Genomic DNA, 24,291 nt, shown 5'->3' with positions numbered 1-24,291 from the left:
CCCCCGGCCGCCACCCGCTACCGCACCGCCCCCGATCTTCTCGCGGCCGCGGACGAGTAAACCGACACACCGACAAGTTAATTCTTTACGGCTTCATTACGCCCGAAATTTGCTGAGCCAGGTCCCGAAGTCCGCTCAGCCGTGGGTGGCCACCCTGCTGCGGACCGTCTTCGAACAACCCGACACCGACGCTGTCCAGGCCCAGATGCGGCACGTTCTGGATGCCCTGGAAGCCAAGTTCCCCAAGGCAGCAGCCCACTTGGACGCCGCTCAGCACGAGCTGCTGGCCTTCACCGCCTTCCCGCGCGAGATCTGGCGGCAGATCTGGTCGAACAACCCACAGGAACGGCTGAACAAGGAGATCCGACGTCGCACCGACGTCGTCGGCATCTTCCCCGACCGCACCGCGCTGATCCGCCTGGTCGGCGCCGTGCTGGCCGAGCAGAACGACGAATGGACCGAGGCCCGCCGCTACATGGGACTCGACCTGCTGGCCAAGGCCCGCCTCCACCCGATCGAGTCAGAAACCGACGAGACCACCCTGCCCACCGAACTCACCGCATAGCCTCAAAAAGAGATCACCGAGTGGCCGTCGATACACCACTCCAGCGGACGTGACCGCGTCGTGGCGTGTGGGGCGGCCGCCTCGGCTGCCCTTCTTCTTCCGGTTGGCGGCCTGGTCCTTCTTCTCCGGGATGACTGCCTTGATGTTGCGTTTCCGCAGGTAAGAGCGGATAGCGCGGGAGGAATAGGCCTTGTACGCGGCGACAGCGTCGGGCCGGGTCCGGGGTCGGCCGACGGGAAGACGGATGCGCACCTTCTGCAGCACTGGGACGAACTGCGGGCTGTCAGCGGCCTGTCCTGCGGTCAGGACAAAGGAGAGCGGACGGCACTTGCGGTCTGCAGCGAGATGAATCTTGCTCGTCAGTCCACCGCGAGATCTGCCGAGCAGGGCTTGGCTCAAGCGGAGCTTGCGCCGCCGCCTGATGTGCCGCCGCACTTCCTGACCGGGGTCGTCACTGCCGTGCTGTCCGTTCTGTTCTGGCGGGCCGCCCCGTTACCTTCTTCGTGGCCTCGCAAGGAGGCTCCCGGCCTTCGGCCCCGGTATGACTTGTGCCCCCAGTCGAGATGATCGAAAAGGTGGTGTCGCCGGTGCCGAAGGCATTGGCAGACCGCTGATTAGAGGCACGAGCGCCAAACCCTCAACCGGGTACGGCAGTCTCTTCGTAACTTGGATACCGGCACGCTGATGCCGCAGGCGAGGGCGGGAGCGACGGTCGTGACGGACGAAACTGACATCGGCGTCTATCTCGGGCTGGATGTCGGCAAGGGCGAACATCACGCTGCCGCCGTCAATCGCGCTGGGAAGAAGGTATTCGACAAGCCGCTGCCCAACAGCGAACCGCAGCTGCGGGAGCTGTTCGACAAGCTCCGGGCCAAGCACGGAACAGTGCTGATGGTCGTCGACCAGCCGGCTTCCATCGGAGCCCTGCCCCTGGCAGTCGCCCGGGATGCAGGTTGCCAGGTCGCCTACTTGCCCGGGCTGACCATGCGGCGGATTGCCGATCTTTACCCTGGTGAGGCCAAGACCGACGCCCGTGACGCGTTCGTCATCGCGGACGCTGCCAGAGCAATGCCCCACACCCTGCGAGCGGTCGATCCTGCCGATGAAGCGGTCGCCGAGCTCACGATGATCGCAGGCTTCGACGACGACCTGGCGGGCGAGTCCACTCGGATCGCCAACCGACTCCGCGGCCTGCTCACCCAGATCCATCCGTTGTCGGCGTTCGCGTGAAAGTGCACCGGCCGGTACACGCGAACGTGCGCAACGCGCCGTACTCCACAGCGCCGGGGCCACCCGACAGCCAGCCACCCTCGGGACAGGCGGCGCCGTCAAGGGTGGGGCGGAGCCCCATCGCAGGGCGACGCCCGTAGGGCGCCCTTGACGGCGGTGTCTGCCCCGCATCCTGACGAGTCGGGTGGCCCCGGCGCCCCCACCAGCAGGAAGGGGCGGCAGGGCGGCGCACTTTCATCCGTACCGACCGGTGCACGTTCGGTTGTACGCCGACATCCGTCGCTGGAACGGGTCCTGGGCCCACGGATCCAGCACCCGGCCGTGCTCAGGCTGCTGGACCAGTTCGGCTCACCCGCCCAGATCCGCAAAGCGGGAAGGCGACGACTGGTCACCCTGATACGGCCGAAGGCACCACGGATGGCCGAGCGGCTGGTCGAGGACATCTTCACCGCACTCGACGAACAGACAGTCGTCGTCCCGGGCACCGACGCGGCCGCGCTGATCGTCCCCAGCCTCGCCAGTTCCCTTCAGTCCGTCCTTGACCAGCGCAAACTCCTCGCTGCAAGGATCGAAGCGCTTCTGGATGCCCACCCTCTTTCCCAGGTCCTGATCTCGATGCCCGGCATCGGGGTCAGGACCGCAGCACGCATCCTCATCGACGTCGGTGACGGCAGCGGCTTCGCCACCGCCGGCCACCTTGCCGCCTACGCCGGCCTGGCACCCGTGACCAGGAACTCCGGCTCCTCCGTCCGCGGCGAACACCCTTCACGACGCGGTAATAAGCAGCTCAAACGGGCCTTCTACCTCGCCGCGTTCGCCTCGCTCTCCCAACCCGAGTCCCGTGCCTACTACGACCGAAAACGTCGGGAGGGGAAACACCACGTCGCAGCCCTCGTCGCGCTCGCCCGACGCCGCATCGACGTCCTCTTCGCGATGCTCCGAGACGGCACCTTCTACCAGGCACCCACCCAGGCCACAGCTTGACGAAGCCCATAGGTGCGCCGTGAAGCGCGAGTTGTTCGAGTGGCGGTGAAAGGACGCCACCGCCGACCTGTCGCAGCAGGGCGGTTGAAGCTGAGGGCAGCCGACCCGGGAGGTGCCGGGGAAGGTGGCAAGCGGCCCTGACAAAGCCGGGACGTATCAGCACTGCCAGATGGTGCGGGCCCGGCAAGTGAGACGGAAAGGAGTACGCGAGGAACCGGCGTTGACGCCTCCTTACTCGTCACCAGCTCGAACCTGGCGGATCTGGGCTGGATGCGGTGCGTCCCTGCCTTGCTATGGGGGCGGGGAACTTCCCGGTCGGTTGCTATGTGTCGTCCGGGGAGGCCACGACGAAGTGCTGCGGGGCAGTCGTGGCGATGCCGCGGCGGTATAGCCGGGCTCCTAATCCGTCGATCGAACAACATGTGAACACGGGAACCGTTCCGGCCCTGACCTGCGACAACGCCTCCAGCGCGGTCGCAGGCTGGGCCCACCGTCGGCCGACCGGGCCGGGACGGGGCGGAGCCGCCGTAGTACTCCGAGCCGGGGAGAGCCCGGCACATGGGGAAGGGCGGCAGCGGAATCGAGAAGGGAAGGAGGCTGCAATGCCGAAAGAAGCACCGCTGAACATCGGTGCACCAGGGGCTCCTACGGGGTCTCACCAGCGGGTATCGGGGATGCAGACCAAACTTCACCGGTGGGCGGCGGCCGACGAAGGCCGCAGGTTCGACGATCTGTTCAACCTCGTGTGCGACCCGGCGACGCTCTTGGTGGCGTTCGAACGGGTCGCGGGAAACAAGGGTGCCAAAACGCCCGGAGTGGACGGACTCACCGCCGTCAACGTCGAGCAAGAGATTGGCTCCTACGGGTTCCTGGAGGATCTTCGGCACGTACTTAAATCGGGTGAGTTCCGCCCGCTGCCGGTGCGTGAACGGAAGATCCCCCAAGCCGGGCGGTTCGGGCAAGGTCAGAAGCCTAGGCATTCCGACCATCACCGACCGCGCGGTCCAGGCGGCCCTCAAGCTGGTGCTGGAGCCGATCTTCGAGGCCGATTTCAAGCCGGTCTCCTACGGCTTCCGGCCCCTGCGGCGGGCACACGACGCGATCGCCGAGATCCACTTCTACGGCACCCACGGCTACCGCTGGGTCCTGGACGCGGACATCGAGGCGTGCTTCGACTCGATTGACCACACGGCCCTCATGGACCGGGTGCGCAAGCGGGTCAAGGACAAGCGCGTGCTGCGGCTGGTCAAGGCGTTCCTCAAGGCCGGCGTCCTCACCGAGGACAACAACCGCGAGGACACCCTCACCGGCACCCCGCAGGGCGGCATCCTCTCTCCGCTGCTGGCGAACATCGCCCTGTCGGCGCTCGACGAGCACCTGACCAGGCCCTGGGAACCGGGCGGGGAGATGGCCACCAGCCATCTGCGCAGACGCCGCCGTGCCACTGGACGTCCGAACTGTCGAGTCGTCCTGGCTGACGGTGGACGCGACGACGTCGAAGCGCTGCGCGAGGACATTGCCGACGTGCTGCAACCGCTTGGCCTTCGTCTCTCCGAGGCGAAGACGCAGGTGGTGCACATGTCGGACGGGTTCGACTTCTTGGGGTTCCGCATCCAGTGGCGCCGCAAGCGGGGAACGGACAAGTGGCACGTCTACACCTTCATCGCAGACCGGCCCGTCCGGCAGCTGAAGGACAAGATCCGGGCCCTGACGAACAGAACGTCGCAGCAGAACCCCAGGGACGTGCTGATCAGGCTCAACCAGATCATGCGTGGCTGGGCCAACTACTTCAAGCACGCGGTCTGCAAAGCCACCCTGAGTTCCCTGGCCAGCTTCACATGGCACCGGGTGATCAGCTGGTGGATGGCGCTGCACCGCTGGAAGTGGAAGGACGTCCGCCGACGCCTTACCGACCACAACGGACGGTGGCGAAGGCCCTCGGCAGACGGGATCGAACTCTTTGACCTCCAGGCGGTGACGGTCACCCGCTACCGTTACAGAGGCAACACGATCCCCAACCCCTGGACACACCTCAACCACGCCTGAACGGCAGAGTCCGTGGAGAGCCCGGTACTCGGAGACGGGTACGCCGGGTTCGGCGAGCGGCACGGAGAAACGGACTGGTGGCAACACCGGCACCGCGCTCCGTGCCGACTCAACAGGCACCTTTTGCCGGGCCCGCTCCTGCTCGATGGCGGCCTCTTCAAGGGCGTCCATGACCTCCTTGCCGATGCGCATCCCGGCTGCGTCGTGATGGGCGCGGGCCGTAGTGGAGTCCACGCTGACCAGCGATAAGTCCGTCTGTCCCTGGCGGGCGGCCTCGGCGATCAGGCCTTCGAGCAGTGCGGTGAAGACGCCGGCGTCCCTCCACACTGCGGGTGCCGATAAATCATCCACGCAGGTCGCGGCCTCGATCGTTGACCTTCGGCTGTGCTCGACGCTCGCCCCGACGTCTTCATCTACACAGGGCACCGGGGGCATCATGATCTGTCGTGCTGCTGCGCCTGGCCTATCTTGCTGCGACCAACACCATCGCTTTCCTGCGTCTGCTGCCGATGAGCGACAGGGAGAAGGACATCGAGATATTGGCGCTGAGGCACCAACTGCTGATCCTGCAGCGCCAGGTCGGCATGCCCAGGTTCGAAGCCACCGACCGCGCTGTCCTCGCGGGCCTGCTCCACCACCTCGCCCTAGTGAAGCTGCGGCAGCTCCTTCTCTTGGTACGCCCAGACACGATCCTGCGCTGGCACCGCAACCTGCTCAAGCGCCGCCATGCCGCGACCTGCGTCCCGAAGCGACGCGGACGCCCACCCACCGTCCGGTCGATCCGCGCCCTGGTCCTGCGCCTCGCCCGCGAAAACAGCTCGTGGGGGTATCGCCGGATCCACGGTGAACTCGCAGTCCTGGGCATCAAGGTCGCCGCCTCCACCGTCTGGGAAATCCTCAAGGAGCACGGCATCCCACCGGCCCCCGAACGGCAGAGCATCACCTGGGCCGACTTCCTACGCAGCCAAGCCGAGGTGCTGCTCGCCTGCGATCTTTTCGAGGTCCGTACCCTGACCGGAGCACGCCGGTACGTCTTCGCGGCCATCGAGCACTCCACGAGGCGCATCCGGATCCTTGGTGCCACCACACACCCGACCGCGGACTGGATCGTGCAGCTCGGGCGCAACCCCCTTATGGACCTGGAGGACGCCGGCAGCCGGGCCAGATTCTTGATCCGCGACCGCGACTCGAAGTTCACCTCCGCCTTCGACGCGCTCATGGCCGACGCCGGGCTGAAGGTCATCACCACCGGCATCCGGATACCGCGGATGAACTCCATCATGGAGCGCTGGATACAGACCTGCCGGCGCGAACTCCTGGACCGCACCCTGATCTGGAACCTCAGCCACCTCCTCCACGCGCTCCGCGAGTTCGAGACCTTCTAAAACGGACATCGCCCACACCGAGCCCTGGGCCAAGCCGCTCCCCTCCGACCACTCCCGCACTCGATCAACGGACCGGGGAACATCACACACTTGGAGATCCGCCGACGAGACCGACTCGGCGGAACTCTGCACGAGTACCACCATGCCGCGTGACCAGCCCGGATGATTTAACGGCACCCGCAGATGCGGCCGGCCGGAAACGGCCCTGCAGGCGCTCGAACGCCAGGTGTCCAGGCCGGACGGCACGTTCGTGCCCGTTGGGGGGAACGTACTCCGGCGCGCGCCACCCGTGCCGGGGCCGTCCCCACGGGTGCGGGGACGGCCCCCAATGCCTCGCAGGCTGCCACGACTCCGACGGCTGCTCCCCAGGTGATGGGTGCCAGGACGTGACGACGGAAGCGGACAGGGCCCCTCACTGGGGCCCGGGGTCATATCCAGTCTTTACGTTTGAAGACCCAGTAGAGCAGCACGGATGCGACGACCATGACACCGGTGGAAGTGAGGAAGCCGACGTGAGTATTGACACCCGGATACGGAACGTTCTGTCCGTAGAAACCGGTGACGGCCGTGGGCACGGCCACTATCGACGCCCAACTGGTGACCTTCTTCATGATCAGGTTCATGCGATTGCCCTGTACGGTCAGATTGGTCTCCATGATGGACGTGATCATGTCCCGCAGTGACTCGGTCCACTCGGTGGCCCTGAGGACGTGGTCGTACACGTCCTGGTAATAGGGAAGCAAGGGCTCGGCGACGATGTGCAGGTCACGCCGGAGAAGGCTATTGACGACCTCCCGCATCGGCAGCACCACGCGGCGCACTTTGGTGAGGTTCTTGCGCAGCGCGTAGGAGTCCCGTTGGACGGAGTCCATCTGCTCGCGCCCCTCGTCGAAAAGCAGATCCTCCACCGCTTCGATCCGGTCGTCGAGGTCCTGCACGGCGGCGAAATGCCCGTCAACGATGTGGTCCAGCAGTCCGTGCAGCAGGAATCCCACTCCGTACTTGGCGAGATCGCTGTTGTTGTCCCAGCGTTCGACGACCTTCTCGATGTCGAACCGGCGGTCGGGGCGGATGGTGATCAACGCCGTGGGGGTTATGAATACGGACAATTCACTTGCGGTCAAATGCCCACCGGCCTCGTCCACGCTGATGGCGTAGGCGCTGAGGAAGGCATGGGTGCGGTAGCGGTCCAGCTTTGGCCGCTGATGCTCGTGACGCGCGTCCTCCACCGCGAGCTCGTGCAGACCGAACTCCTCGCTGCTCATCGCGAAATCGGCGGAGCACGGATCGCACAGGTCGAGCCAGACCGCCACATCCGGATCGTTCACGTATTCCGAGATGTCGGCGGTCGGAAAGTCCTCCAGGATCAGGGAGCCGTTGCGGTAGAGCCGTGTACGAGTCATGGCGACGCACCATAAGCCGCCTCGGTAAGAAGCCTGTGGGGCTCGCGAAGTCATCGCTAAAGGAGGGAGCCTGTACGCCGAGATATCGGCAGTGCCTGGCATGCTGCACGGGTGATCACCTCGCTGATGTACCGGGCCACCCGTGCGCTGCTGCCGGACAACGTCCGTTGAGGTCGGCTCCTGCGGCAGCGGGCCTATCGAACGGTTACGCTGAAGACCGGTGAGGCCGTGTTGCCGCTGACGATGCGAAGGCCGTTCTTCCCTTTCAGGCCGAGCTTGACGCCCAGCGAGTAGGAGCCGCTGCGCGAGATGGGCGCGCTGGCGGGCAGCGTGACCCAGTTGCCGTGCTGCTTTTGCTGGAGCGTCACCTTGCTGCCCGCCTTGAGGCCGGCGGTCTTGCCGGTTACCCGGAACAGGTCCCAGGCCCGGACCGAGGACACCGACGGTTTGGCGGTGATGCCGGCTTTGACGGCCGCGGCCGCGTGCGCGGCGGCGGGGAGTGCGATGTGGCCGGCCGGGGTGGCCGCCATTGCGCTCCCCGCCACGGCGACGGAGATGGCGCTGATGGCGCCGACCACCGCGATGCGCACAGTGTGCCGTTTGACGACGATCACTGTTCTGCCCCTCTCAATATGGAATGGCAGGCTTTGAGCCAAAGGCGAGGTAGGCGCCATTGGCGCGGTCTCACCGAAAAAGACGTTCCATCACACGGACACGTTGTAGGTGCTTTGTCACTGTGTTGCAACAGCCGAACCATCGCAGCGGCCGCCGAGACCCGACCCGAAGCCACGGGTTACTCGTGCTGACAGTGCCGGACCCGGCGGCGGGCCGCCGACGTCAGCTCCGCGTGCTCTCAGCGCATGGCGGGGGCAGCGGCGGGAGGTGTCTGTCGTAGAGCCAGGCACTGAGCAGCGGCTCTACCGGCGCAGGCGTGGAGCGTCCCGCGTGGGCGATGAAGGTTGCGGTGTCGGTGCTGTTACCGCGGTGGATGTGGTGCCAGGCGCGCAGCATCGCGAAGAACCGCTCGTCGCCCAGTGTCAGGCGCAGCGCGTGCAGGGTGCACGCGCCGCGGGCGTAGACGCGGTCGTCGAAGATGCGGTCCGGTCCGGGGTCGGCGATCCGCAGGCCGTCGTGGTTCTTCGCCAGCGTGTGCCAGGCTGCCCTGGCGATGGTGTCGGCGGAGTCCTCGCCGATGTGCTCCGACCACAGCCACTCCCCGTAGGTGGCGAAGCCCTCGTTGAGCCAGATGTCCCGCCAGTCCCGCAGGCTCACGCTGTTGCCGTACCACTGGTGGACGAGTTCGTGGGCGACGAGCGTCTCCCACGTCCGGTCGCCGTCGACGTGGTTGCGGCCGAAGACGGACATGGTCTGGTTCTCGACGGGCTGGTCGAGGTCGGCGTCCACCACGACCGCGCCGTACGTCTCGAAAGGATACGGACCGAACCAGCCGGTGAACGTCTCGAACATCTCGGGCTGGCGAGCCAGATCGTACCGGGCCTGCCGGGAGAGGTGGACGGGGTAGGCGTTACGGCCGGTGACCCGCCGGCCGGTCGTGGTGTCGCGGGCCTGCCAGGTCTCGTGGGTGAAGCGGCCCGTGTACAGCGCGGCGAGATAGGGAGCCATGGGGCCCGGGTGGTGGTACGTCCAGCACTCGGTGGACCCCGTACTGCTCCGCTCCAGGAGTGTGCCGTTGGCGAGCGCCTGGTGGCCGCGTGGCACGGTCACCCGGAAGGTGAACTCGGCCTTGTCGTCCGGCCGGTCGTTGCACGGGAACCACGACGGGGCGCCGAGCGGCTGCGCGGCCACCAGGGTGCCGTCGTGCGGGTCGCCTGTGCGGTCCCAGCCGATCTGGCCGAACGGCGTGCGCACCGGGCCCGGCCGGCCGCCGTAGCCGAGCTCCAGGGTGAACGGCGTGCCCGCCGCGATCGGTCGCGGCGCGGGCAGGACCAGCTTGTGCCCCTTCCGGCCCGGGCGCACGAAGACCCCGTCGACCCGGGCATCGTGGACGCTCAGCTTCGCGAGGTCTAGGTGGACCTGCCGCAGCGTCCGCCCGGCAACCGCGTGGATGTGCGCCCGGCCGTCGAGCATGCCGGCGGCCGGGTCGTACGTCAGGTGCAGGTCGTAGGCGCGGGTGCGGTGATCGTAGGTGCCATGGCTCGCGAAGTAGCGTTCGGCCTGCCGGGGCAGGCGGTCCGCGGCTGTCACCGCCAAGGGGGTGAGCGCCGCGCCGCGGATCAACGCGCGTCGGCTGCACCACGTCATGCGGCTTCGCCTCCGGTTCACCGAGCGGCGGTGCCGGTCGCGGAGACGCCGGCGATGGGGTTGCCGGCCCAGCGCGTGCCGTCGGGCACCGTCTCACCGCGCATCACGAGGGAGGCCGCGGCGACGGACGCACCGGTGCCGATCGTGGTGCCGGGCAGGGCGATGCTGTGCGGGCCGAGGGACGCTCCGGCGGCCAGATGCACGGTGTCCATCCGCATGATCCGGTCGTGGAAGAGATGCGTCTGAAGCACACATCCGCGGTTGACGCTGACCCCGTCGCCGAGGCTGACCAGATCGGTCTCCGGCAGCCAGTACGTCTCGCACCACACCCCACGGCCGACGCGCGCGCCGAGCGTGCGCAGCCACCAGTTCAATGCGGGCGTGCCCAGGTGCGCCCCGGCGCCCCACGGCACGGCCAGCACCTCCACGAACGTGTCGAACAGCTCGTTGCGCCACACGAACGACGACCACAGGGGCCGCTCGACCGGCCGGAAGCGGCCCACGAGCAGCCACTTGGCGCCGGTCGTGGTCAGGCAGGCCAGTACGGACGCGGCAAGGAGCAAAGGGGCGCCGACGAGCGCGGCCAGGGGAAGGCCGCCGCGGTCCAGGGCCTCCTGCTCGGCGAGGAACAGGCACTCGGCCAGGAGCGTGCCCAGGATGACGGGCAGCAGCCGGCACATCTCCACGGCCGCGCGGGCCGCCACCAGCCGCCGGGGCGGGGCGAACGTCCGTGCCGGGTCGGTGCTGCCGGGCACGCGCGGCAACGGCATCACGGGCCGCCCGATCCAGGACATGCCCGGCCTGCCCTGGGCCGGTGCGTCGGACAACACACCCACGAGTGCCCGGTCGGGGACGTTGCGGCCGGGTGCGACGATGCCCGAGTTCCCGACGAACGCGCGCGCCCCGATACGCACGGGCCCCAGCCGCATCCATCCGTTACGCAGTTCGAACGGTGCGACGAGCGTGTCGTCGGCCAGGAAGGCCCCGTCGTCCACCTCGAGCAGGGACGGCAGCGGCAGCACGGTAGAGATCTCGGTGCCTCGGCCGACGCGCGCGCCGAGCAGACGGAGCCAGTACGGCGTGGCCAGACTCGCGTACAGGGGGAACAGGCTGCCGCGGGCACCGTCGAGCAGCCGGGTCACCAGCCACGCCCGCCAGGCCACTCCCCCGTCCGCGCGGTGCAGACCGGGCTTGATCGACCGGCCCAGCAGACGCACGGTGACAGCGGTGATCAGCATCCCGCACACCGTGGTCAGGACCGCGAGCAGCGGTGCGGCGGCGAGCAGATGACCGGCGGCGCCTGGCAGCGTCGGTGTATCGCGCACCAGCAGCCAGGCGACGGTCAGCGCCGGGGCCGCCGCGAGCAGGGACAGCAGGGGCAGCAGGCCGAGGGACAGCGCGTAGGCCAGGTGCCAGCGGCGCGAGCGGTCCGCCGGCCGGGCGGGCCGGCCGACATCCGTGAGGCGTTCGACGGGCTCGGCCGGCCTGGCGGGGGAACCGGCCCACACATGGCCGTCGGGGATCCGGTCGTCCAGACAGCTGCCGGCGGTCAGTTCCGCGTCGCGCCCCACCACGGCGCCCGGCAGCAGAGTGCTGCGGTGGCCCACCCGCGCGCCCGGACCGATGGTGACAGTGCCGATGTGCAGGGTGTCGCCGTCGAGCCACCAGCCTGCGATGTCCGCCTCGGGCTCGATACTGCAGCCGTCGCCCAGTTCGGCCAGGCCCGTCACCGGGGGCATGGTGTGCAGCTGTACGTCGCGTCCGATCCGGCAACCGAGGATCCGGGCGTACCAAGCGGCCCACGGGGTGCCGAGCAGGGCGGCCACGCCGAAAGCGGTCACCGCCCGTTCCGCGGTCCACAGCCGTAGATGGACACGTCCGCCGCGCGGATACGCGCCCGGGGTGAGCGAGCCGGCCAGCGTACGGGCGAGGACCGCGCCGATCAGGCAGCGCATCGGTGCGCTGAACAGCACCACCCAGCCCACCAGGACGAGCCACCAGGAGGTGTGCGGGGCCCAGCGGTGCGGGGTGATCCAGCCGAGCACGTTGTCCGCCGTCGCCAGGCCGACCAGGCCGCGCAGCCCGGTGATCCCGTAACCGGCCAGGGTGACAAGGAACTGGACGACAGCGGTCCGCCGGGGTACCGGCCGGGCGGGGCGCACCTCGCGCACGGCGCCGGCCAGGGAGTCGAGATGGTCGGCCATGTCCTGGAGCACGGGGTGCCGGTAGAGGTCGGCGACGGAGAGACCCGGATACTCCTCGCGCAGCATCGAGGCCATCCGGGCGGCGGTCAGGCTGCTACCGCCGAGATCCACGAAATGGCTGTCGCGGCCGGGCCGCAGGCCCAGCAACTGCTCCCAGACGTCGGCCAGCCGTGCGGCCGTCCCGTGCAGACGGTGCTCCGTGTCGCCGCCGTGGTCGCCGCCGGCCAGGGGCACCGGCCAGGGCAGCGCCTTCCGGTCGACCTTCCCGGACGCCCGCGTCGGCAGGTCCGTCACCTCGGCCAGGACCGGTACCAGCGGTGCGGGCAGCCACTCACTCAGTCGTGCCCTGGCCTTGTCGGCTTCGAAGACGGAGCGGCCGTCGGCCGTCTGCTGCGGGAGGATGTAGCCGACGAGTACCTGGGCACCGGCCGCGGTCGACTGCACGGCCGCGGCCGCGCCGCGCACACCCGGCAGGGCGAGGAGCGCCGCGTCGATCTCACCGAGTTCGACACGGCGTCCGCCGAGCTTGACCTGGTCGTCGATGCGTCCGACGAAAACCAGTCCCTCGGCGTCGGCGCGCACCAGGTCGCCCGAGTGGTAGGCGCGCGGCGAGTCCAGCGCCGGGCACGGTCGGAAGCGCTCCGCGTCCTTGACTGGGTCGAGGTACCGTGCGGTTCCAGCGCCGGCGATGACCAGTTCGCCCTGCTCGCCGTGCGTCACCGGTTCCCCGGTCTCGTCCACCACTGCCAGCTCCCAGCCGGCCAGCGGCAGTCCGATGCGCACCGGCTGCCCGGGCTCCAGGCGGGCGACGCAGGCCACGACGGTGGTCTCCGTGGGGCCGTAGGTGTTCCACATCTCACGCTCGGGGCGGGCGAATCGTTCGGCGAGACCGGGAGGGCAGGCCTCGCCGCCGAGGATCAGCAACCGCACCCGGGTCAGCGCCTCTTGGGGCCACATCGCCAGCAGGGTGGGGACGGTGGAGACAACGGTGATGTCGCGCTTCTCGAGCCAGGGGCCCAGTTCGTGGCCGGCCCGTACCAGGGCCCGTTCGGCCGGCACCAGGCAGGCGCCGGAGCGCCATGCCAGCCACATCTCCTCGCAGGAGGCGTCGAAGGCGACGGACAGTCCCGCCAGCACGCGGTCGCCGGGGCCGAGCGGACGGTCGCGCAGGAACAGCGCCGCCTCGGCGTCCACGAAGGCCGCGGCGGACCGGTGGGTGACGGCCACGCCCTTCGGCGCGCCGGTCGAACCGGACGTGAAGATGATCCATGCGTCGTCCCCGGGTGCGGGCGCGGATCCCGCCGCCGCTCCGGACGGCGTCGCGAGGTCGGCGGGCTGCGGGTGCGTCCCCAGGACGTGGCACACGCCGGCCTCGCGGAACACGGTGGCGGCGCGTTCCTCGGGGTCGTCGGCGTCGACCGGGACATAGGCCGCGCCGCAGTGCAGTACGGCCAGGATCGACAGATACAGCTCTGCGCTGCCCGAGGGCACTCGTATGCCGACCCGGTCGCCGGGGCCGATTCCCTGCTCGTTGAGCCGCCGAGCGCGTCGGCGGACCTCGGCGCACAGTTCGAGGTAGGTCAGCACCTCGGCGCCGGTGTCCAGGGCGGGTGCGTCCGGGTGCACGGCGGCGGTGGCCTGCAGGACGTCTACAAGGGTGCGGGGCGACGCGGCCGCCGCAGAGCGGAACAGGGCCCGCTCTCCGGAGGACTCGGGGGACGGTGGCGGGGCATCGAGTGCGGTCGATGTCAAAGTCGTGCCTCGGGCTTTCGGTACTGACGGGCTTCCAAACCCCTTACGGGCCATCAGATGCTCTTGGCCGCCGAGACGTTCACCAACTCCACGCAATTGATTTACTGCCCGCCCATGGGAGGAAATTGACGAACCATAGACCATGGTGAGCGATTTCGAGTTGCCTTCCACACGCTCCTTCCGATTTCTAAAAGAATTCAAAGAGAATCTGGTTCATTTTTGTCGTGTGAGCTCTGTGGACCACAGCCGTCGGCAGCTGCGGCCGCCCCTCAGCCCTACGGGCGGACCGTGCGTTGCCGCAGCGGCCCCGGCTCCTGGGCTGGCACGGACCCCCGGGCCGCCGGCGCTCCGTCCTCTTCGGCGAGCGGGCGTCAGAGGCGCTCGCGGCGCGGGTCCGCCGAGGCGGGGCACGGACTCAACGCGGCGCCGACAGCCACTGGTTCAACCAGCCGAAGGCCGCCGGGTACTCCGCCGACCACGTGTTGTAGTTGTGACCGCCGCTCGGCAGCAGCAGGGTCCGCACCCGCACGGGCGACGCCGCGGACGCCGATGCGAACTCCTCGATGGCCGGGGCGGGGCTGAACCGGTCCTGCCGGGAGGTCGCAAGGAACAGGCTGACCCGTGCGCGGGTGTGCCGGACCAGGTACATCGGGCTGTTCACCCGCCGCTGGGCCGCATCCGGAATGACGGATCGGTCGCCGGTGAGCGGGTCGGGGTCGAGGGCCGCGCCCGCGCCGAAGACCTTCGGGTACTGCAGCGGCAGCTTCGCGGAGCAGAAGCCGCCCGTGGAGTAGCCCATCACACCCCAGCCGCGGGGACCGGACAGCGTGCGGAACTTCTGCCGGATCAGGTCCGGTACGTCGGAAGAGAGCCAGGTCGCCACCTTGCGCTGGGGCAGGTCGCTGCAGTCGGTGTCCACGCTGCCAGGGTTGACCACCGGCATGACGAGGATGAACGGGTTCACCTTCCGCTGGTTCAGCAGGTCCTGGAACGCCCCCGGCATCCCGCCGTGCTCCAGCCAGGACTGCGGCGAGCCGGGCACCCCGTGCAGCAGCATCAGCACGGGGAAGCGCTTCGTGCGGTAGGCGGCCTGGTCGTACTGCGGCGGCGTCCACACCAGCACCTGACCGGACAGCGCCGAACGCCGCCCGTGGAAGTAGGTGTCGAGGACCCCGTCCTGGGTGGCGTGGTTGAACTTGGCACGGGATATCGGCGGTCCGGGCATCGCCACCGCGTTGCCGTTGTTCGTGTTACCGAGGAGATCGGACCAGGAGGCGTACAGGCCGTAGCTGTTGTTGATCCACGTCGCCACGACACAGATGGCCGTCAGCTGGCACACACCGATCATCACACCGTGCACCAGCCAGCGCACGACCTTCGGTCCGCGCACCCAGGACCACAGGGCGATCGTGCCGATCACCGCCACGACGGCCGCGATCACGAGTACCGCGAAGAAGGACGTTCCGGTCAGAGCCACACGGTCACCTCTGCAACCAGGTCGAGAACAAAGGGGGCGATCCCGTCCGCTCCTTCATGATCGCCCCCTGTGTCGGAGGGTACTGGGACACGATCGCCGCCCGGTCGGGTAGGAGCAGCCGTGCGTTGAGGACCGCGGCCGGCACAGCGGCCTCGTAGCGGACGGCGAGCTTGTCGTGTCTCGTGGCCACGGCCCGAAGCCGGACGAGGAAGACACAGGGCGCGCTCCTGACGTCCGGGTGCAACGGCCTCAAGGGTGCACGGCCGGTCGCCGGCTCAGCGCCGGCCACCGCGGGAGAAGGCCCTGCGGACGAGCCGGACCAGGAACCAGACCAGCAGCGCGATGAAGAGGATGCCCAGGATGACGATGACCAGGAGGAAGATGCCGAGCTTCTTGAAGAAGCCGCTCTTCTTCCTGGTCTTCGAGGTGCGGAGCCGAGCCGGCGAGGCGTGATGCCGGGACATGGGGTGGCGGAGGCTGAGGTCGGAGGCGGTGTGCGGCGACGCGTACCCGGTGCGTACGGTGGTGACGGCCGCCGTCGCCCGCTGCAGGGTGTCGGTCGCGGCGGCCGCCGGTGTCACCGTCAGGCCCAGTCCGAGCAGCAGCGTCAGGAGTAGCGCCGCCGCGCGGCTCTTCATAGGGCGGCGGTGTGCAGTGGCCATGTGTGACTCCCCGTTTCACGTGCGGATGCCCTTGCTGTCTTGCGCAACGGCGCAACTATTATCGCGGACGGATGGTGCTTGCCATCTCCGGATCCGGACGGGGTACTCCATGCGTTACCTGGTACGTGATCTCCTGCCGGCGTTCCACGGGGAGGCCTGGGTCGAGACGGAGCACCGGCAGAAGGTGATCAAGGTCGATCGCAAACTGATGCGACTGCGCACCACGTTCCACTTCGTGGACGCTCGGGGTGAGCAGGTGGCGAGCATCGTGAAGAAGGCCCTGACCCTTCATCACACGATTCTGATCAAGCAGAACGGCGAGGCCATAGGCCGCATCAGCAAGCGGAGGTTCCGCATCTTCGGCGACCGTTTCAAGGTGACCCTGCGGGACGGGCGTCGGCTGCGGGTGTCCGGCAACCTCTGGGACCGCGAGTTCGACATCACGGACAACGGCACCACCCTGGCCCACATCTCGCGTCGCTGGTTCAGCATCCGCGACGCCTACGCGGTGGACGTGATGTACGAGCCGGACGGACTGCTGCTGATCATCCTCGCCGTGTGTGTGGACCACATCATCGAGGACCGCAAGAGCGAACAACTCACCGATCTCTGACCCGCCGTGCGTCAGGTGGGCAATACCCCGGCCCGGGCACAACCGGTCGTGCGACGGCCTCCGGCCCGCTCGGCAGACGCACCGAAACCCGCCCGCCCCTGCCCCGGACGGACAGCGCGCCAGGCGCCACGACGTCGGCGAAACCGTCGAACGCGCCGAGTCGATCAAGGAACACGGAGCCCGCCGAGGTTCACAGCCGACGGCCGAGACGTCCGGCAGGTGACGCCTAGACTGGTGGCCGCGTGCTGCGGGCGACCCTGGTGGGCCGGTGGCGAGAGGGAGGGGACTGTGGCGCAGATCTTCGGCGGCTTCGAGGATCCGTCCACCGATGTGCTCGCGGAGGCGGCCGCCGCCTTCGGGCTGCTGGCCGCGGCGCCGAGGCTGCACATCATGTGGGCCCTGGCCCAGGGCGAGAGCGACGTGAGCGCGCTGGCGGACCGGATCGGCGGGGCGCTCCCGGCCGTCAGCCAGCACCTGTCCAAACTGAAGCTCGCGGGTCTTGTCCGCTCCCGCCGGGAGGGCCGACGACAGATCTACTACGTCGACGACCCCGATGTCGTCGCCGTCGTGCGGGTGATGGTCGGCCAACTGTCCCGGCGCGCCGCGGAACCGACCGCTGTCGAGGGTGGATTGCAGGGGACCGATGCCTAGGAGCGCCCCGGCCTGGGGAGAGGACGCTGCGACGCCGGTGTCCGGGGGCGTACCGGGCACGCGCACGCCGCGTGACACCGCGACGCGGACGCCCGCCGGGGCGTCGGACGCGGGCACGGCACTGCAGGTGCTGCGGCGGCTGGACACCGGGCCGCGCGGGCTGACGGAGGACGAGGCCGCGCTGCGCCTGGCCCGCTTCGGGGGCAACACGCTGCCCGCCCGTGAGGACGCCTCTTGGCCGCGCCTGCTGCTGCGCGGCCTGCGCGACCCCTTCACCGCGGTGCTCCTCTGCCTCGCCGTGGTCTCCGCATTTGTGCTCGCCTGGTCCACTGCCTGTGTGATCCTCGTGCTGGTCGTGATCAGCACGGTGCTGCGGGCCTCCGGCGAGCGCCGGGCCGACCAGTCCATGGCTCATCTGCGCGAGCTGGTCGCCACCACCTCCACCGTGCTGCGCAGGTCCGCCGACGACGCGGCGCCCGAGCCGCAGGAGATCCCGGTGGAGGACCTGGTCCCCGGGGACATCGTCCAGCTCGGCCCGGGCGACCTGGTCCCGGCGGACGTACGGCTGCTGCGCGCGCGGGGACTCACCGTGCACCAGTCGGCGCTGACCGGTGAGTCGGCCCCGGTTGCGAAGCACACGGCGGACGTCGCCGGGCCGGCCCCGGCCGCCGTGTTCGAGCAGCCGCAGCTGTGCTTCCAGGGCAGCAGCGTCGCCACCGGCAGCGGCACCGCCGTCGTGATGGAGACGGGCGGGCGCACCCGGTTCGCGGCCGCACACGACCGTACGGTGGGCCGGCGCGAGCGGAGCGCCTTCGACCGGTCGGTGCACGGCATCTCGTGGATCCTGATCCGGTTCATGCTGCTCACCCCGCCGCTGGTGCTTATGGCCAACGCCGCGCTGCGCGACCGGGGGCTGGAGACCCTGCCGTTCGCGGTGGCGGTGGCGGTGGGGCTGACGCCGGAGATGCTGCCGGTCGTCGTCACGACGTGTCTGGCGCGCGGCGCGTCGCTGCTGGCCCGCACGCACGGGGTGATCGTCAAACGGCTCCCGGCCCTGCACGACCTGGGCGCGGTCGACCTGCTGTGCCTGGACAAGACGGGCACGCTCACCCAGGACCGGCCGGTGGTCGAGCGGGGCCTGGACACCGCGGGCGACGCCGATCCCGAGGTGGTGCGCTGGGCCGCCGTCAACGCCTGGTGGACCCTTCAGCTCGCCGAGCTGCCCGAGCCCGACGCGCTGGACGAGGCGCTCCTGGACGCGGTCGACGAGGACGACCTGATGGCGTACGACGGGGCCGCGGCGCTCCCGTTCGACCCCGTGCGCCGGCTGTCCACGGCCGTGGTGCGCACCCCCGGCCGGCTGGGCGCGCACACGCTCGTCGTCAAGGGCGCCGTGGAGGCCGTCCTGGAGCGCTGTGCGCTGGAGCCGGCGGAGGTGCGGCGCCTGACGGACCTCGCGGACCGCGCCGCGCGGGACGGCCTGCGGGTGCTGGCGGTGGCCACCGCCGAACGCGCGGTCCGGCTGCGCGAGTACACCCCGGCCGATGAACGCGGCCTGGACTTCCGCGGCTTCGTCACCCTGCACGACGCCCTCGCGCCCACGGCGGCGCCCGCCCTCGCCGCCCTCGCCGCACGCGGCGTCACGGTCAAGATCCTCACCGGTGACCACCCGGGCACGGCGGCACGGGCCTGTCGCGACCTGAATGTCCCGCTCGGTGAGGACGCCGTGGTCACCGCCGACCGCATCGACGGTCTGACCGACGCCGAACTGGCCGAGCTGGCCCGCCGAACGACCGTCTTCGCCCGCTGCACCCCCGAGCACAAGGCCCGGATCAGCGCCGCGCTGCGCACCGGCGGTCACACCGTGGGCTTCCTCGGCGACGGGGTCAACGACGTGTCCGCGCTGTGGGCGGCCGACGTCGGCATCGCCCCACTCGGCGCCACCGACGTGGCGCGGGAAAGTGCCGACGTCGTGCTCGCCGACAAGGACCTCACCGCCGTCGACCACGCCATCCGGGCGGGCCGGCACAGCGGCGGCAACATCGCCACGTATCTGCGCATCACCCTGTCGTCCAACGTCGGCAACGTCATCGCGATGCTGGCCGCCGGTCTTCTGCTGCCCTTCCTGCCGATGCTCCCGGCGCAGGTACTGGTGCAGAACCTGTGCTTCGACACGGTGCAGCTCGCCTTCGCCTACGACCGCCCCCACTCGGCCCTGCTGCGCCGCCCGGTCGCCCTCCGCCCGCGCGCCCTGCTGCGTTTCATCGCCGGCTTCGGCATCCTCAACGCGGCGGCCGACCTCGCCACTTTCGTCGTCCTGGCCCTCGCCCTGCACGGCCCGGGCCCGGTCGACGACGAGGCGGTCTTCCACTCCGGCTGGTTCACCGAGAACCTGATCACCCAGAGTCTGGTGATGGTGCTGCTGCGGACCGGCCGCCGCTTCTTCCAGGACCGCCCGCCCGGCCCGGTCGGCTGGACCGCGACCGGCCTCGCGGTCATCGGTCTGGTGCTGCCGGTCTCCCCGCTCGGCCCGCTGCTCGGCCTCACCGTGCTCCCGCCGGAGTACTACCTGCTTCTCACCATCGTCCTGGCGCTGTACGCCGCCGGGCTCGTCCTCGCCCGCAAGCGCCACGAACGGAATCTGCTCGACGGGAACAAACAGGGCCAAGCCGGGTAATTCCTGGCGGCGGTCCGGCTGTCGACGTCCGAAGAGGGAGCAGCGTGAGCCGGGCGCTTCGGGTGGGCTGACCGGTTTCTTGCCTGCCTGTAGTACCTTCCGCGGCCGGAGCCGTCCGCCGTGCGCGGGCCCTCGGCTCCGCCCCCCTTGCACACCTGGAGACGAAGGCCGGCCGATGTCCGTTCTGACCTATCCCGAAGCCGTGGGCGTCGGCCTGCTGCAAGGCGTCACCGAACTGTTCCCCGTCTCCAGCCTGGGGCACAGCATCCTGATACCCGCGCTGCTCGGCGGGCACTGGAAACACGACCTGAATGTCTCCGCCGACGGGTCCCTCTACCTCAACGAGCTGGTCGGCCTCCACCTGGCCACCGCGCTCGCGCTCGTCGTCTACTTCTGGCGGGACTGGGTCCGCGTGATTCGCGGCCTCGCGACGTCGGTCACCCAGCGCCGGATCGAGACCGTGGACCAGCGGCTCGCCTGGCTGATCGTCACCGCGTGCGTCCCGGTCGCGGTCGCCGGCGTTGCGCTCGACAAGGTGTTCCGCACGACGCTCGGGCGCCCGATCCCCACCGCGATCTTCCTGGCGCTCAACGGCATCGTGCTCTTCGTCACCGAGCAGCTGCGGCGCGGCGGGACCGGCCGCAGGAGGGCCGGGGCCGTGACCGCCCCCGGGGAGGAACATCTGTCGGCCGAGGAACAGTCGGACCTGCGGATCACCCGCATGACGATCCGGCAGGCCGTGACGATCGGCGCGGCCCAGATCCTCGCCCTCCTCCCGGGCATCAGCCGCTCCGGCTCCACGATCAGCGCGGGCATCTTCAAGGGCCTGGGCCACGAGGACTCCGCTCGCTTCGCGTTCCTGCTCGCCACGCCGGTGATCGGCGGCGCCGCACTGCTCAAGCTGCCGCCGCTGCTCGGTGCACAGGGCAACGGCCTGCGCGGCCCGCTGCTGGCGGGCAGCCTGGCCGCGTTCGTGGCGGCCTACCTCGCAACCCGCTACCTCGTCCGCTACTTCGAGAACCGCACCCTTATCCCGTTCGCCATCTACTGCTCGGTGGCGGGCCTGGGCAGCCTCGCGTACTTCACCTTGGCGTAAGGGGCGCCTGCTTCGAGCCGGGCCGGGGGCCGGCCGGCTGGTGCACGCCAGTGTGAGGGGCGTCTGCCTCATGCCGGCGTAGGGGCGGCTGCCCACGCGGGGCGAGGCGGCACGCCGTCCTCCTCGGGCGGAGGGGCCGATGCCTTCGCCCTCCGGCGGAGGGCCGCGCGTTCGCCCTCCGCGGAGGGCCGGCGCGTTCGCCTTCCAGTGACGGGCGGCCCTCAGCCGTATCCCTACCGCTCGGTGCGGCCCAGACCGCCCGACCGCTCGTCGTCGCTCAGGTGGCGTCGGGATCGTAGGCGTGCCCGGGGGCCTGCTCCGGCGAGGCCACTCGGCTCGCCCCACTTCCAGTCCGCCCGGTCGGCTCAGTTCGCGCGGCCCGCTCCGTCGACTCGCTCGGCTCACCGTTCACCGCGTCGGCCAGTTCCGCCAGTTCCGCCCTCGGGTCCAGGGCGGAGCGGATCTCCTCGATCCCAAGGCCGTCGCCGTCGAGGAGGTGCTTGCGCACGAGCGTCTTCGGGTGCAGGTCCTCCAGCTCCAGGTCCTTGAACTCCGGACCCAGTTCCGAGCGGACGTCCTCCTTGGCGGCCTCGGAGAACGCGCGGACCTTCCGCAGGAACCCGGTCACCTTCTGTATGACCTCGGGCAGCCTGTCGGGGCCGAAGAGCAGGATGATCATGACTCCCAGGACGAGCAGGTCCAGGGGGCTCACATCGAACAACATCGGTGCCTCCGCTCTGTCGCCGAAGGGGATGCCGGGCTCACGGCCGTACCAACTGGGTCTCGGCGGCGGCGACGTCCGCGGCCGGCACCGGCGGGGGCCGTCGGGCCGTGTCGCTGACCTTGATCAGGACGGCGACCAGCAGCCAGTTGGCGACCATGGACGAGCCGCCCTGGGCGAGGAACGGCAGGGCCTTTCCGGTGAGCGGGATCAGCCCGGTGACACCGCCGCACACGACGAAGACCTGCAGCACCAGCGCCGCGGCCAGACCGCCGGCGAGCAGTTTGCCGAACGGGTCGGTGACCGTCAGGGCCGTCCGCAGGCCGCGCTCGGCGAGCAGCGCGTAGAGCAGGATGACGATCGTGACGCCGGTCAGGCCGAGCTCCTCGCCGACGGTGGTGAGGATGAAGTCGCTGCGTCCGGCGAAGCCGATGAGCTCCGGGTGGCCCTGGCCGAGGCCGGCGCCGAGGATGCCGCCCGAGCCGAAGCTGAACAACGCCTGGGCGGCCTGGTCCGAGACCAGTCCCGCCGGGCGCTTGTCCGGCGGCAGGAAGATGTCCATGGGATGCAGCCAGGCGACGACACGGCCGTGCACGTGCGGTTCGAAGGAGCCGACGACGAAGGCGCCGACGGCGAACATCACGACGCCGAACACCACCCAGCTGGTGCGCTCGGTCGCGATGTACAGCATCATCACGAACAGGCCGAAGAAGATCAGCGAGGTGCCGAGGTCCCGCTCGAAGATCAGGACGAGCAGGCTGAGGATCCACACCGCCGCGACCGGACCGAGCTGTCGCCCACGTGGCAGGTACATACCCATGACGCGCCGGCCGGCAAGCGCGAGGGCGTCCCTGCGCAGCGTCAGGTATCCGGCGAAGAACACCACGATGATGATCTTCACGAACTCGCCGGGCTGGAAGGACAGCGGCCCGATGAAGATCCACCGCTTGGCGCCGTAGACGTCGCCGGGATAGAAGGCCGGCGCCATCAGCAGGACGAGTCCCAGGGTGATCGTGACGTACGGATAGCGCTGCAACCTGCGGTGGTCCCTGAGCAGGGCCACCACCGCGGCGAACACCACCACGGCGATGACACACCACATCAACTGCCCGGACGCCGCGGCCGTCGCGTGACGGTAGTGCGCCGCGTAGGCCAGGTCGAGCCGGTGTATGAGGACGAGCCCCAGACCGCTGAGCAGGGTGGCCAGCGGCAGGATCAGCGGATCGGCATTGGGCGCGAACCGGCGTACGGCGACATGGCACACCACGGGCAGGGCGACCGCCGCCAGGCACGTCAGCGCCATACTCGGCGGCAGCTTGCCGCTGACGGCGAGGGCCGTCTCGGCATAGCCGTAGCAGCAGATGAGGACCGCGCCGAGCAGGAGGGCCAGCTCCAGGTCCCGGTCGCTCAGGCGTCCTGACCGGCTTGGCCGCACGGCCGGTTCCGCCGGTCCACGCCGACCAGTCATGCCTTCCCCCTCGATCGGTTCTACGCCGAAGTCCCGTTCCGGGCCACGGCCAACAAGGTTATAAGGTTGCGCAACAAAGCAACTGAACTGTAGCTGAGGGCAGGTAAGAGGAGGGTCGGCGTGGCGGCACGCAGGAGGGGAAGCCGCAAGGCGCGGGCGGTGGTGATCGGGGTGAGCGTGGTCTTGGCGCTCGTGAGCTACCTCGCCGTCCGGCTCATGCACTCGACGACTCCCGACGAGTGCACGGCGCACGGCCCGGACGGCACGACGGTCACGCTCGACCCGGACCAGGCGTCCCACGCCGCGACCATCGCGGCCGTGGCCCACGCGCGCGGCCTGCCGGAACGGGCCGTCACCATCGCCCTGGCGACCGCGATCCAGGAGTCCAAACTCCGCAATCTCACCTACGGGGACCGCGATTCAATCGGCCTGTTCCAGCAGCGTCCGTCCCAGGGCTGGGGCAGCCCTGCGCAGATCCGCGACCCCGTCTACGCGTCGGGCAGGTTCTTCGACGCGCTGGTGAAGGTGCCGGACTACGTCGCACTGCCGGTCACCGTCGCCGCGCAGCGGGTCCAGCACAGCGGCTACCCGGAGGCGTACGCCCAGCACGAGGACATGGCGGCGACGCTGGCCGACGTGCTGACGGGGCGGGAGGGGCCGGCGCTGAGCTGCACGGTGAGCGGGGCCGATCCGGCCCCCTCCGACGCAGGAAGCGGCGCGGCGGGCGCCGTGAGCGAGGCCGGTGACGGTGGCGGTGTCGCGGCAACCGTCCGGCGGGAGTTCGGAGACGCGCCGGTCGCCCTGCCTGCCTCCGGCGGCAGCGTCAGCTACCCGATCGCGGCCGATCAGGCTTCCACGGGCTGGTCCCTCGCCCTGTGGCTGGTCTGCCACGCCACCGAACTGCACGCCGCGTCCGTGACGTTCGAGGGCCGTCGCTGGAGCAGCACCGCCTCGGACCGGGGCTGGACACACACCGCACCCGATCCCGGGCGGACCGGGACGCTGGCGGTGGCACTGGGTTAGGCCCGCACGGACCGCTGGACCCTTGTCGACTGAAGGAGCCCCACGGCCATCCACACGGCGAACATGGAGGAG

General features: G+C 69.7%; 15 protein-coding genes and 6 pseudogenes. 10 read left to right on the top strand and 11 right to left on the bottom strand.

The genetic code is table 11. The features are described 5' to 3' along the window. Positions 1-88 precede the first annotated feature (88 nt). Positions 89-565, top strand: a pseudogene (locus ACFYZE_RS21125) (transposase); the annotation flags it as partial. 54 nt (positions 566-619) lie between these two features. Here ACFYZE_RS21125 and ACFYZE_RS21120 read toward each other — a convergent pair. Further along, positions 620-1,057: pseudogene (locus ACFYZE_RS21120) on the bottom strand (transposase); the annotation flags it as partial. A gap of 192 nt (positions 1,058-1,249) precedes the next feature. Between ACFYZE_RS21120 and ACFYZE_RS21115 the strand changes: the two are divergent. From ACFYZE_RS21115 to ACFYZE_RS21105, 3 genes and pseudogenes are all read left to right on the top strand, one after another. Next, positions 1,250-1,771: pseudogene (locus ACFYZE_RS21115) on the top strand (IS110 family transposase); the annotation flags it as partial. A gap of 297 nt (positions 1,772-2,068) precedes the next feature. Further along, positions 2,069-2,779, top strand: a pseudogene (locus ACFYZE_RS21110) (IS110 family transposase); the annotation flags it as partial. Positions 2,780-3,703: 924 nt separating this feature from the next. Further along, a complete protein-coding gene (locus ACFYZE_RS21105; protein ID WP_388996049.1) occupies positions 3,704-4,825 on the top strand; it encodes a reverse transcriptase domain-containing protein in 1,122 nt (373 codons plus the stop codon). A 120-nt stretch (positions 4,826-4,945) separates the two neighbouring features. On the opposite strand, the pseudogene ACFYZE_RS21100 reads toward ACFYZE_RS21105, so the two are convergent. Beyond that, positions 4,946-5,152, bottom strand: a pseudogene (locus ACFYZE_RS21100) (hypothetical protein); the annotation flags it as partial. Between the two features lie 119 nt (positions 5,153-5,271). Between ACFYZE_RS21100 and ACFYZE_RS21095 the strand changes: the two are divergent. Further along, positions 5,272-6,363: pseudogene (locus tag ACFYZE_RS21095) on the top strand (integrase core domain-containing protein). Positions 6,364-6,638: 275 nt separating this feature from the next. Here ACFYZE_RS21095 and ACFYZE_RS21090 read toward each other — a convergent pair. The 7 genes from ACFYZE_RS21090 to ACFYZE_RS21060 all read right to left on the bottom strand — a co-directional run bounded on the left by ACFYZE_RS21090 (position 6,639) and on the right by ACFYZE_RS21060 (position 15,970). Then, entirely contained in the window at positions 6,639-7,613 is a 975-nt protein-coding gene (locus ACFYZE_RS21090; protein WP_388996046.1) for a magnesium transporter CorA family protein, read from the bottom strand. Positions 7,614-7,807: 194 nt separating this feature from the next. After that, positions 7,808-8,227, bottom strand: coding sequence for a hypothetical protein (locus tag ACFYZE_RS21085; protein WP_388996043.1), 420 nt, complete (start codon positions 8,225-8,227; stop codon positions 7,808-7,810). A gap of 223 nt (positions 8,228-8,450) precedes the next feature. Next, complete coding sequence (locus ACFYZE_RS21080) at positions 8,451-9,875, bottom strand: M1 family metallopeptidase (protein WP_388996040.1); 1,425 nt, start codon at positions 9,873-9,875, stop codon at positions 8,451-8,453. A 17-nt stretch (positions 9,876-9,892) separates the two neighbouring features. Continuing rightward, on the bottom strand, positions 9,893-13,831 hold the full coding sequence (locus ACFYZE_RS21075; RefSeq protein ID WP_388996037.1) for a Pls/PosA family non-ribosomal peptide synthetase: 3,939 nt from the start codon (positions 13,829-13,831) through the stop codon (positions 9,893-9,895). 415 nt (positions 13,832-14,246) lie between these two features. Beyond that, complete coding sequence (locus tag ACFYZE_RS21070; RefSeq protein ID WP_388996034.1) at positions 14,247-15,308, bottom strand: alpha/beta hydrolase; 1,062 nt, start codon at positions 15,306-15,308, stop codon at positions 14,247-14,249. 4 nt (positions 15,309-15,312) lie between these two features. Continuing rightward, positions 15,313-15,498: a hypothetical protein gene (locus ACFYZE_RS21065; RefSeq protein ID WP_388996031.1), complete on the bottom strand. Its 186-nt coding sequence runs from the start codon at positions 15,496-15,498 to the stop codon at positions 15,313-15,315. Positions 15,499-15,583: 85 nt separating this feature from the next. Continuing rightward, on the bottom strand, positions 15,584-15,970 hold the full coding sequence (locus tag ACFYZE_RS21060) for a hypothetical protein (protein ID WP_388996028.1): 387 nt from the start codon (positions 15,968-15,970) through the stop codon (positions 15,584-15,586). A gap of 109 nt (positions 15,971-16,079) precedes the next feature. Between ACFYZE_RS21060 and ACFYZE_RS21055 the strand changes: the two genes are divergently transcribed. From ACFYZE_RS21055 to ACFYZE_RS21040, 4 genes are all read left to right on the top strand, one after another. Then, a complete protein-coding gene (locus ACFYZE_RS21055; protein ID WP_388996025.1) occupies positions 16,080-16,583 on the top strand; it encodes an LURP-one-related/scramblase family protein in 504 nt (167 codons plus the stop codon). 288 nt (positions 16,584-16,871) lie between these two features. Continuing rightward, positions 16,872-17,234 carry an ArsR/SmtB family transcription factor gene (locus ACFYZE_RS21050; protein WP_388996022.1) on the top strand — a complete coding sequence of 121 codons (363 nt, stop codon included), beginning with the start codon at positions 16,872-16,874 and terminating at the stop codon, positions 17,232-17,234. Next, complete coding sequence (gene mgtA, locus ACFYZE_RS21045) at positions 17,227-19,911, top strand: magnesium-translocating P-type ATPase (protein WP_388996019.1); 2,685 nt, start codon at positions 17,227-17,229, stop codon at positions 19,909-19,911. The genes ACFYZE_RS21050 and mgtA overlap by 8 nt, the downstream gene beginning before the upstream one ends. A 175-nt stretch (positions 19,912-20,086) precedes the next feature. After that, positions 20,087-21,007: an undecaprenyl-diphosphate phosphatase gene (locus tag ACFYZE_RS21040; RefSeq protein ID WP_388996016.1), complete on the top strand. Its 921-nt coding sequence runs from the start codon at positions 20,087-20,089 to the stop codon at positions 21,005-21,007. Positions 21,008-21,284: 277 nt separating this feature from the next. Here ACFYZE_RS21040 and ACFYZE_RS21035 read toward each other — a convergent pair whose 3' ends face one another. Together ACFYZE_RS21035 and ACFYZE_RS21030 are read right to left on the bottom strand one after the other, a co-directional pair. Continuing rightward, complete coding sequence (locus tag ACFYZE_RS21035) at positions 21,285-21,731, bottom strand: sec-independent translocase (protein WP_388996013.1); 447 nt, start codon at positions 21,729-21,731, stop codon at positions 21,285-21,287. Between the two features lie 37 nt (positions 21,732-21,768). Further along, positions 21,769-23,196 carry an FtsW/RodA/SpoVE family cell cycle protein gene (locus ACFYZE_RS21030; protein WP_388996010.1) on the bottom strand — a complete coding sequence of 476 codons (1,428 nt, stop codon included), beginning with the start codon at positions 23,194-23,196 and terminating at the stop codon, positions 21,769-21,771. A 120-nt stretch (positions 23,197-23,316) separates the two neighbouring features. On the opposite strand from ACFYZE_RS21030, the gene ACFYZE_RS21025 reads away from it, so the two are divergent. Next, complete coding sequence (locus ACFYZE_RS21025) at positions 23,317-24,219, top strand: hypothetical protein (protein ID WP_388996007.1); 903 nt, start codon at positions 23,317-23,319, stop codon at positions 24,217-24,219. Positions 24,220-24,291 lie beyond the last annotated feature (72 nt).

It is taken from the genome of Streptomyces sp. NPDC001796 (genome assembly GCF_042892355.1).
Taxonomy (GTDB): Bacteria; Actinomycetota; Actinomycetes; order Streptomycetales; family Streptomycetaceae; genus Streptomyces.
The sequence above is the reverse complement of the archived record's forward strand: the minus strand, read 5'-3'. Positions and strand labels throughout refer to the sequence as shown.

What these genes read in the sequence shown, in the direction of transcription:
- ACFYZE_RS21090 (WP_388996046.1), bottom strand. Translation starts at nt 7,613, where the DNA reads ATGACTCGTACACGGCTCTACCGCAACGGCTCCCTGATCCTGGAGGAC.
- ACFYZE_RS21080 (WP_388996040.1), bottom strand. Translation starts at nt 9,875, where the DNA reads ATGACGTGGTGCAGCCGACGCGCGTTGATCCGCGGCGCGGCGCTCACC.
- ACFYZE_RS21060 (WP_388996028.1), bottom strand. Translation starts at nt 15,970, where the DNA reads ATGGCCACTGCACACCGCCGCCCTATGAAGAGCCGCGCGGCGGCGCTA.
- ACFYZE_RS21055 (WP_388996025.1), top strand. Translation starts at nt 16,080, where the DNA reads ATGCGTTACCTGGTACGTGATCTCCTGCCGGCGTTCCACGGGGAGGCC.
- mgtA (WP_388996019.1), top strand. Translation starts at nt 17,227, where the DNA reads ATGCCTAGGAGCGCCCCGGCCTGGGGAGAGGACGCTGCGACGCCGGTG.
- ACFYZE_RS21040 (WP_388996016.1), top strand. Translation starts at nt 20,087, where the DNA reads ATGTCCGTTCTGACCTATCCCGAAGCCGTGGGCGTCGGCCTGCTGCAA.
- ACFYZE_RS21035 (WP_388996013.1), bottom strand. Translation starts at nt 21,731, where the DNA reads ATGTTGTTCGATGTGAGCCCCCTGGACCTGCTCGTCCTGGGAGTCATG.
- ACFYZE_RS21030 (WP_388996010.1), bottom strand. Translation starts at nt 23,196, where the DNA reads ATGACTGGTCGGCGTGGACCGGCGGAACCGGCCGTGCGGCCAAGCCGG.